We start from the raw sequence: 9,581 nt of genomic DNA, 5'->3' as shown, positions 1-9,581 counted from the left end.
TGGAGCCGATAGGATCGCTGGCTTACAGCGCGCTTACGGATGCTGCACTGCACCGAAACGGCACGCATTGCGCATCGCCAGGGGGGACGAGTTCGATGCGGATATTGCTGATCGAGGACGATCGCGCGCTCGCCGAAGCCCTGACGGCAGCGCTGTGCCCGCGCGGCCTGGCCGTCGATCTGGCCCGCAGCGCGGACGAAGCGGATGCGTTTCTCCAGCATGCCGATTATGCGGCGATCCTGCTCGACCTCGGGCTGCCCGACGAGGACGGACTGGCGCTGCTCCACCGGATGCGCGCACGTGGCGACACTCGGCCAGTCCTGATCCTGACGGCGCGCGGCACGATCGATGCACGGATCCGCGGGTTGAACGAAGGCGCCGACGACTATCTGGTCAAGCCGTTCGACGTCGACGAACTGCACGCGCGCCTGCTCGCGGTGTTGCGGCGCCAGGGCGGGTATCTCGGTCGGTCGCTGGTCTGCGGGGGGCTGACGTTCGACCTCGAAACGCGCGTCGCACGCACCGCCGATGCGCCGATCGCGCTATCGGTGCGCGAAACCGAGTTGCTCGAACTGCTCCTGCGGCGCGCCGGCAACGTCGTCCCCAAGCGGATCGCCGAGGATCATCTGTTCGGCCTCGGCGGAGACCTCGGCTCGAATGCGGTCGAGGTCTATGTCCACCGGTTGCGCAAGCGGTTGGAGGAGGGGGACAGCGGGGCGATGATCGAGACGGTGCGCGGTGTCGGCTACATGATCGTCGCGAAATCGTGAAGCTCGCTCTGCCCCGCTCGCTGTTGGGCCAGTTCGTGCTGTTGCACGCCGCGACCGCGCTGATCGCGACGTTGGCGCTGTCGTTCGGCGTCGCGCTGCTGCTCCACAGCACTGCCGATCATTATCAGCGGCGGTTGCTGGAGAACCAGGCGGCGCTGGTCGCCGCTGCCCCACGACCGTCGATGACCGAGCGCAGCAACGTTCTGACCGATGGCATGACCGTCGCGATCATCGATCGCGCTCGCCGGGTGATCGAATTGCAAGGCCCCGAGCGCCCATGGATCGTCGCTGCGGCTCCGCTCGACGGGCGTCGCCATTTTTTCCGCCGCGGCGTCATCGAGGCGTACAGCCTGCCGCTCGCGAAGGACGGGCGGGAACCCCGTTGGATCGTGGTGTCGCAGGACAATGCCGCGCCCGAAGTGATCACCGACGACATCGTCAGCGCGTTCCTCAAGCGGTTCGCGCTCCTCATCCTACCGATCGCCGCGCTGGTGCCGACCATCGGAGCGCTGCTGACCCGGCGCCTGACACGGCGGATGGAGGCGGTGTCCGCCACCGCCGCCGCGATCGGTCCGCGCACCCTCGACACGCGGCTACCCCGCGGCACGCTGCCGTCCGAAGTCGAACCGCTGGCTGCCGCGACCAACGAGGCGCTCGATCGTCTGGAACGCGGCTTCAAGACGCAGACCGCGTTCGCCGCCGACGTCGCGCACGAACTCCGCACGCCGTTGGCGATCATCCGGCTGCGCGCCGACCCGATCGACGATCCCGCGATGAAGGCCGCGCTGCTCGAGTCGGTCGATCGTGCGGCGCGCGTCATCGGCCAGCTTCTCGCACTAGCCGATCTGGAACGGCCGATCGAGGAAAGCGGCGAACCGCTCGATCTGGTGGCGCTGGCCGAAACCGTCGTCGCCAACCGTGCGCCCGTGATCATTGCCGGCGGCCGCAGCATCGCGCTCGATCACGACCCGTCCGAGGGCCAGGCAAGCCTGTTCGGGTATCCTGGCGCGATCACGCTCGCGCTCGAAAACCTCGTCGACAACGCGGCGCGCCACACACCGATCGGCACGACGATCACGGTCTGCGTCGGACCGGATCGGCGCCTGGTCGTATCGGACGACGGCGACGGCGTGCCGGCCGGGTGTCTCGCCCGATTGAAAGATCGTTTCTGGCGCGCCGACGGCGCTCGCGCGGAGGGATCAGGTATCGGTCTTTCGATCGTCGACCGGGTCGCGCGAGCGCATCGCGGTGTTCTGGAGGTCGCTCAAGGCCGCGGCGGCAAGGGGCTGCGTTTTGAGATGATCTTCGATCGAGCCGGGGATCGCGACCACCCTAGAGCGTGACCGACGCTAGTTCGGGGGTATCGTGCCGTCGTCGCCAGTTCATCACGTGCGACATCGCCAAAGTCAGGCTGCCGAGCATCGTCGCCGGCGTCTCGAATGCCCCGCCGAGGAGAAGCAGCGCGCCAAGGGCAAGCAGCCCCAATCCCGCGCATCCGACCAGCAGCGGCAGCCCGGCGCGGTGGGTCCGGTAGCCGAGGAGCAGCGCGATCCCCGACGCCGGCACGGCAAAGCCGAGTATCCAGACATGGAAGCTCTCGGGCACCGCGACGATCGTCGACAAGGCCGGCAGCGCTGCGAGCAGCAGCGGTAGACCAATACAATGTACCAGGCACACGGCGGACGCGCCGACCGCGACCCGCTCCAGCCAGTCGGTGGTGCGGGCGTCGACCAGATGCTGTCCGTGCGACATGAATCGTTTCCTCGGGAAATAAGCGCCGTCAGAGGCCGGTGATACGGCTTGCGGTTCGCCGGTGGCCGGACCGCAAGCCGCAGGTGTTTCAGAAACTCTTGCGAATTCCCGCGAACACACCGCGTCGCGCGCCATATTGTGGGGCGCCGACCCCGACGCCCGATCCGTCACGCAGCAGATACGTCTTGTCGGCGATATTGGTGACGTTGAAGCTGATCGCGACCCCCTTCAGCACGCCCGGCCCGTCGATATTCTGCGTGATCCCGAGATCCGCAGTGAAGTAGGACGGCAGCTTGCCGCCATTGGGCACGATGCCGGCGGGGTCATCCGCGCGTAGGCCATCGCCATAGAGCATCGTTACCGAGGGGACGAGCTTGCCGATGCCGTCGTCGATCGACACGCTGCCACCCGCGGACGCGGTCCAGCGCTGCGAATGGTCGGTGAAGATATAGTGGTTGGCGATGTAGGCGAGTTCGTCGGGCGCGAAGAAATACTGGCTCGAGACGATGCTCCTGCCCTTCTCCTGCCCGCGGGCGACGTTGGCATACAGGTCGAGTGGCCCCTTGGTGTAGCTGGCCGTGACCTCGGTCCCCCACGCATAGCCCTTTGCGTAGTTGAACGGCGACAGCACCAGCGACGGCCCAAACTGACCCTCGTCGAGCAGGTTGCGCTTGATCTTGTAATAGGCGTCGACCCCGAGCTTGAAGGCCGAGCCGAACGTGTGCTGGACCCCGCCGTCGAAATAATGCTCGCGTTCGGCGCGCACCGGGTCGGCGGTGGTGATCTCGGTCGCCTTGGTCGTGCCGGTGAACAGCGCGAGCGTCGGCGACGCGATCAGCTCCTGCGGCGGTGGCGTGAAGTTGCGCGCATAGCCGATATGGAACACGGTGCTGGGGTCCGCCTTCCACACCAGGTTGGCGCGCGGGCTCAGCTGCTGCTCGTCGGAATAGGCGCGTACTGCGTCGAACCGAGCACCGTAGTTGAGTGTCAGAGTCGGGGTCAGCGACCATTCGTCCTGCAGATACACGCCGTAGAGCTGCCCCGTCCGGCCGCCGCGATCGTTGATCGTCAGCGGCACGTCCGAGGTCTGGGCCCCGGAGTCATCGACGGAAAAGACCCGCGAGGTGACGTTCGACCGTGTCCGCTCGTTCTGGAAGAACAGGCCGAAGCGCAGGGTATGGCTGTCGGACAGCTTGTAGCTGCCGTCGGCCTGCACACCCGCCGTCAGGCTCGACAGACGCGACGTGTCCGCAACCCCCGCGAGGATCAGGTCGCCACCCTGGGGATCGGGGGTGAACCGGGTCTGCGAATAGCGGATGAACGGCGCGATCTGGAAATTGAACGCATCGCCGGCATATTGATAGGCCAACACGCCGTAATGCGTGATCTCGCGCTGGTTCTGGTCGAGCTTGGCGGAGTCATACGTCGACTGGCCGTTGAGCGTATACGCCGGCGCCTGCCCCGGGTTGTTGGGGATTTGGAAATACCCGATCGATGTGCCGCCGAACGCGGTCAGCCGGCTCGTTTCGGACAGGATGTCGGACACATAGCCGAACCCGCGATACTGGCGCGTATGATCGTGGATCGCATCGCGCGAGGCGGTCGGGTTCTCGACGCCGAGGTCGTTCTCGAGATAGCTGCCTGAGGCGAAATAATTGAGCCCGCCACTCGATCCGTGGACGCTGGCGGTCGGCTGGACCGTACCGCGGCTGCCGCCGTAGAAGCCGAGATCGCCGCCGTTCTCGAACGCGCCGTTCTCGGTCTTCAGATCGATGACGCCCGAGGTCCGATAGCCGTATTGCGCGGGCAAAGTCCCGGTCAGCAGGTCGATCGACTTGGCGATGTGTGGATCGAAGGTCGAGCCGAAGCCCGAGATGCTCTCCGGCACGATGACGCCGTTCAACCGGTATTGGAGATTGGCGTGCTCGTTGCGGACGTGGATCGCGCCGTAGCTATCGAGCGTCACGCCGGGTGCCTGGAGGAGGACTTGCGCCAGACTGCGGTTGAGACCGCCCGGCTGGCGCTCGAGAAGCGCGCGATCGAGCGTGTAGTCGCTCGACCCCAGCGACGGGAGGATCGCGTCGCGCGCGGCATCGAGCCGCCGCGCCATTACGACGATGTCGCCGCCGGCAGGAGGAGCAGGAGTCGCATCGGCGGGCCGGACCGGCGTCCCGGCCTGCGGCGCGGCGGTCGTATCGGCGGACGCGGTCTGTGCGGACGCGCTGGCGGGAACGAGCAGGGCGAAAGGCGCAGCCGTGGCCACGCCCAGCAGGAGAAGATGTCGCATTTTTGAATAGCTCCAAGAACCTAGGGCGACGGATCGCGCTTACGCGACGCCGACGCAGTACGGACCGGCGTTCGTCGACGCCGCACCCGCGAAAACAGTGTCAGGCTTGGAGGGGGAGCGGCGGCGCGCGGCTGCGCCAGGCGTGCGAGCGCACGTTGCGGACGGATACCGATTGCAACAGCGCGGCGAGCCAGATCTTGCTGGTCGCGGGGGGGAGAAAAACAGGGTCTTCGGGCAGGAGGAAGGCGTCGGCGTGCGCCAACTCCCAGCACAACGGGCAATCCGTCTCGTCCTGCTGCGTCGAGCCGTCATCGGCCGCACCCGTAAAGGCCTGCGCGCCGGCGGCGTGGACGATCGGCGCCATATTCCGGTGCACATGCGTATGCGCCTGGACGACGAGACCCTGCACGAGGATCGCGAACAGCGCCGCGATGAGCATGGCGAAACGGAACGCGCAGGTGTTCGCCTGCCGAAACAGCATACCCTCAGGCCGCTGCCCGCTCTCGCATCCGCCCGCCTTCACGGTCGGTGCTTACGTGTGATGTTGTAGTGTAACATTCGGTCGGCCCGTATACGCCAATCCGCTGGTTCGCAAGCGTGCTCGCGGATCTGCATCGTCGCGCTCCGCAGAGCAATGTTGCATCGCGGTGCAGGAGGAATGTCGCGGGGCGGCGATTGCCTGCTCCCGTGGATCGCCACTGCAGCCCGCGACTCTTCCACCGTACCTAAAAGAGAGAGAAGCGCGAACCGCTCAGGGAAGGGACAACAAGATTTCGAGCCGGTCCAATTCTGTCCGCCTTACCCGACTTGGCCGACCAGCCGGTCCTTCATCAGCGTCTCGAAGGCCGCCAGCGTACAAAGACCGCGAACGCCGCGCGCGGAGCAGCCAACGATCGGCATGACGCTGCGGTACGGTTTCGCCACACCACCCAACGCAGTGAGGTTACGGATCTGATCGAGCGTCTGCGAGCGATAGACCGCGCGCACGTAGAGTTTCCCCTGTTGGTCGGCGAGGCGTTCGAACAGGATCGCGCCGCCGGGCGACGGATCGTCCGCCGCAAGCCCCGGCACACGCCAGTGCAGATCGAGCAGGCCGCCCAGATTGGCGACGTTGGTATCGTGCCCCGACAGCATCGTGATCGCCGGCGCATCCTTGCGCGGATCGCCGATCGCCTGTCGCATCAGGTCGCCGATCCCGGAAAGCCCGCGCGCGGCGACGTATTGCGGCCGTGCGAGCAGGCGGAATTCGACTGCGTGCAACTCGGACGCGCGGGCGATGTCGGCCGCGGTGGCCCGCCCCCAGCCGACTTCGCGCATCGGCTTGCCGTCGGCATATTCGAGCAGCAGGATCTGCGCGACGGTCGAGGCGCGGTCGAGCGCACCGGCGAGCTTAGGTCGGGCGCCGGACTTGATCGGGGCCAGCGTCGACGGCTCGCGGGTGATGCCGCACGCGGTTCGCGCCGCCCCGCACAGGATGGCATCGAGCCGCAACAGAACCGGGCGCAGGCGACGCTCTTCGCCCGCGATACCCGCGAGGCCGATATCGTCGAGTACGGCCGCGCGCGCTGCCGCCGCATCGAATGGAACAGCGCCTTCGTCGATCGGCGAGAAGATCGGGTCGGCGACGTCCTGCGGGCGATGCGCGAGATCGAGCGCGCAACCGGGGGCGATCGCGGCACCCCAGGTCTGCGCTGTGGCGATGGTCCGCTGGTCGCTGTCGGCGATGATCCGCATCGTCCCGCACCCGGTCCGCGGCAGGACACCGTCGGCGATGAAGGCGGCACGATCGGCGGCGGCCAGCAGGCGGAGCGCATCGGCACCGTGCGGGGTCAGATAGCCCGGCTTGACCGGCCATTCGGGCCACGCCTCGGTCGCCGTGCCTTCGGGCATCGGCGGCGACTTGGTCGGCGGACGGACGCCGTGGCGCATCAGCATCACGACCCGGTCGACGTGCAACCCGGCCGGCACCGCCGCCTGCGCGAAGGCGGCAGATCCCGTCGAGGCGAGCAGGATCGCCGCGGCGGCGGTGGAGAGAATCGATCGCATGGCAGAATCCTAGAAGTGGAGTTGCGCGCCCCAGCGCACCGACATGTCGTAGCGCTCGCGCTCCACCAATAGCGCCTTGCTGCCGATATAGCGACGCCACGGCGCATCGGTCAGGTTCGTCGCGCTCGCGAAGAAGGTCAGCTCCGGCGAGACCTGATAGCTGGCGTTGACGTCAAGCTGGCCATTATTGTCGGTATATTGGTCGAGCGCGGCGGTCGCGCCCAGCGTGTCGAGATACGCCGAGCGATACGAATAGGCGGCGCGCACCGCGAACCCGTATTTCTCGTAGAAGATCTGCGCGGTGCCGACATGCTTCGATTGCTGGAACAGCGGGATGTCGCCGGTCCGCGACGGCGCGCCGAGGATCGTGCCGTTCCCATTGCCCCAGATCCGCGTGTAGTTCGCCGCCACGCCGAAACCGTCGAGCGGCGACGGCAGGAAGGTGAAGCGCGTCTGCAGGTTGGCTTCGATCCCGTAGACCTTCGCCTTGTCGATGTTGAGCGGCGTGGAGATGGTCGCGTTGGTCAGCGCCTGCCCCGCAAATGTGCCGGTCTGGCCGAGCAGCGACTGCGCATAGATCGGATCGTCGAGCTTCTTGTAGAAGCCGCCGAGCGAGATCAACCCCTGCCCCGGCAGATAATATTCCACGGCGCCGTCGAAATTGAGCGCCTTGTACGGCTTCAGGTTCGGATTGCCTTGCGCGACCGAGTTGGGCGACGTCGTCTGATCGACCGAGACATAGGGGGCGAGCTGCGCATAGTTCGGCCGCCCGATCGCGGTCGTCACGCCGCCGCGCACGACGAGCGCGTCGGTCAGGTCGTACCGCGCGTTAAGGCCGGGAAACACGTCGGTATATTGCTTCGATCCGAAGCTGTTATACCCCGAGGTAAGCGACGACGACGCGGTGATCAGCTTGGCCTGGCTGCGGTCGCGGGTCTGCTCGATGCGGACCCCGGGGACGAGCGTGAGCTTGTCGAACTTCAGCGTCGCCATCGCATAACCGGCGATGATCCGCTCCTTCACGTCGTAATCGTTCGCGAGGCTGTTGTTGATCGAACCCGCGGTGTTGAGCGTGACGGTGCCCGGATTGGCCGCGAGGAACGCCTGCGCGGTGTCGTAGCCGATCCGCGGGCCGAAACTATAATCGTTGCCGTAGAAGCTGGTGTCGCCGAGATACGAGACGTTGGCGAGCGTGAACGTCCGCCCGCTGGTCAGGCTGTAGGTCAGATAGTCGCGGTTGTTGGTCTTGTGGCGGTCGAGATACTTGGCGCCGATCTTGACGACCGAGTCCGAGCCGATCCCCAGCGGGATGGCATAGTCGACCCGGCCTTGCGTCAATTTTTCGACCGCGAGACGCTGGTCGTAATTGACGCTGTTGAACCCGTAGGCGGTCTGCGCCAATGTCGCGGTCGGCGCGAAGACATAGGGCGTATCGGACACGTCGTAATCGACCGTCAGCGCGCTGCCGCCGGTCCGGAAATTGTATTCCGAGCGGAGCGGATCGCGCTTCTCGGCACGCGCATAGCCACCCGACAGCGACAGATGGCCCGGCCCGAGATCGAACTCGCCGCCGCCCTGCACCGACTTCGTGTTGTCCTTCTCCTCGCGCCGCCGCACACGGACGCTGCCCCGGCCGCGGAACCGGCCAGTGGTCGCCGTCTGGTTCGAGAAGGCGGACTCGTTGTCGATGATGAACTGGTCGCGCGTCTCGTTGTCGTCGAACGCCGAATAGGTGCCGCGCAGGAAGAACTTGGTCGTATCGCTCGGCCGCCAGTCGAGATTGAGCACCGCGCCCTTGCGGGTCCGCGTCAGGTTGTAATCGCGCAGACCATATTGATCGGGCACCACGAACCCATTCGCGGGCACCGGCGCGCGCCAGTTGGTCGAGCCCTGGAAATTCTCGGACTCTATCGGCCGCTTCGAATAATTGACTGACAGCACCGCGCCGAACTGGCGATCCGGGCCGAACAGCCCACCAACCTGCATGTCGCCTTCATACGGATGCTTGCCGTTGAGCCGCGACCAGCCATAGGCTGCGCGGGCGTCGGCGAAATACGGCTTGTTGCGGTCAAATGCGGACAGCGTGCGGATATCGACCGATCCGCCGATCGCGTTGGCGTCCTGATCCGCGGTCAGCGACTTGGTGACGACCACTGCGCTGATCAGTGCGGAGGGGATGTCGTCGAGCTTGACCTGTCGGCCCTCGGGTTCGGGCGCGGGTAGTGTCATGCCGTTCAGCGTGACGTTGACCAGATCGGGGTTGATCCCCCGGATGATGACATACCGCCCCTCGCCCTGATCGTTGGCGACCGACAGCCCCGGCAGCCGGCGTACGGCTTCGGCGACGTTTTGGTCGGGCAGCTTGCCGACGTCGTTGGCGAAGACCGCCTCGACGAAGTTGTTCGCGGTGCGCTTTTCCTCGATCGCTTTGCGTTCGCCGGCGCGGGTGCCCGTCACCACGATGTCGTCGGGTGCAGCCGACTCCTTCGGTGGCGTTGGCGCAGTCTGCGCTTGGGCCGGAACGTCCTGAAGCGCACATAGCGCCGCGCCTGCCGCCAACGCAGCTTTCGAAATCCCGTTCATCTTTACAATCCCCGCCCCAGTCGAGGTTCGACTACCGATCGCCTGCGACAGATCGGCGACGGTATCGTGACAGATCAAAGTCACCCGGCGGCAGCGTGGGGCGACAGTGTCCAGCAAGCGTATCCCAGCCAGATCGCGCCGCG

The 9,581-nt window shown here is 66.3% G+C and carries 7 protein-coding genes; 2 read left to right on the top strand and 5 right to left on the bottom strand.

The features are described from left to right. Nucleotides 1-95: 95 nt before the first annotated feature. Nucleotides 96-770, top strand: a complete 675-nt coding sequence (locus ACLBWL_RS10925) for a response regulator (protein ID WP_447792907.1) — start codon at nucleotides 96-98, stop codon at nucleotides 768-770. After that, nucleotides 767-2,113: a sensor histidine kinase gene (locus ACLBWL_RS10920; RefSeq protein WP_447792905.1), complete on the top strand. Its 1,347-nt coding sequence runs from the start codon at nucleotides 767-769 to the stop codon at nucleotides 2,111-2,113. The genes ACLBWL_RS10925 and ACLBWL_RS10920 overlap by 4 nt, the downstream gene beginning before the upstream one ends. Here ACLBWL_RS10920 and ACLBWL_RS10915 read toward each other — a convergent pair. The 5 genes from ACLBWL_RS10915 to ACLBWL_RS10895 form a co-directional block, all read right to left on the bottom strand. Continuing rightward, nucleotides 2,103-2,522, bottom strand: a complete 420-nt coding sequence (locus ACLBWL_RS10915) for a MerC domain-containing protein (RefSeq protein ID WP_447792903.1) — start codon at nucleotides 2,520-2,522, stop codon at nucleotides 2,103-2,105. The two genes, ACLBWL_RS10920 and ACLBWL_RS10915, sit on opposite strands and share 11 nt — an antisense overlap. An 88-nt stretch (nucleotides 2,523-2,610) precedes the next feature. Continuing rightward, a complete protein-coding gene (locus ACLBWL_RS10910) occupies nucleotides 2,611-4,809 on the bottom strand; it encodes a TonB-dependent receptor (RefSeq protein WP_447792901.1) in 2,199 nt (732 codons plus the stop codon). A gap of 100 nt (nucleotides 4,810-4,909) precedes the next feature. After that, nucleotides 4,910-5,290, bottom strand: a complete 381-nt coding sequence (locus ACLBWL_RS10905) for a DUF2946 family protein (protein ID WP_447792899.1) — start codon at nucleotides 5,288-5,290, stop codon at nucleotides 4,910-4,912. Nucleotides 5,291-5,607: 317 nt separating this feature from the next. Continuing rightward, on the bottom strand, nucleotides 5,608-6,855 hold the full coding sequence (locus tag ACLBWL_RS10900; protein WP_447792897.1) for a histidine-type phosphatase: 1,248 nt from the start codon (nucleotides 6,853-6,855) through the stop codon (nucleotides 5,608-5,610). 9 nt (nucleotides 6,856-6,864) lie between these two features. Next, a complete protein-coding gene (locus ACLBWL_RS10895; RefSeq protein ID WP_447792895.1) occupies nucleotides 6,865-9,438 on the bottom strand; it encodes a TonB-dependent receptor in 2,574 nt (857 codons plus the stop codon). Nucleotides 9,439-9,581: the final 143 nt, after the last annotated feature.

Source organism: Sphingomonas sp. M1A8_2b (assembly GCF_053345535.1).
Note: the sequence above shows the minus strand (reverse complement) of the source record. Positions and strands in the feature narration are given on the sequence as shown.

Bases quoted from the DNA above. Each gene is read 5' to 3' on its own strand.
- ACLBWL_RS10910 (WP_447792901.1), bottom strand. From the start codon at position 4,809: ATGCGACATCTTCTCCTGCTGGGCGTGGCCACGGCTGCGCCTTTCGCC.
- ACLBWL_RS10900 (WP_447792897.1), bottom strand. From the start codon at position 6,855: ATGCGATCGATTCTCTCCACCGCCGCCGCGGCGATCCTGCTCGCCTCG.
- ACLBWL_RS10925 (WP_447792907.1), top strand. From the start codon at position 96: ATGCGGATATTGCTGATCGAGGACGATCGCGCGCTCGCCGAAGCCCTG.
- ACLBWL_RS10905 (WP_447792899.1), bottom strand. From the start codon at position 5,290: ATGCTGTTTCGGCAGGCGAACACCTGCGCGTTCCGTTTCGCCATGCTC.
- ACLBWL_RS10895 (WP_447792895.1), bottom strand. From the start codon at position 9,438: ATGAACGGGATTTCGAAAGCTGCGTTGGCGGCAGGCGCGGCGCTATGT.
- ACLBWL_RS10915 (WP_447792903.1), bottom strand. From the start codon at position 2,522: ATGTCGCACGGACAGCATCTGGTCGACGCCCGCACCACCGACTGGCTG.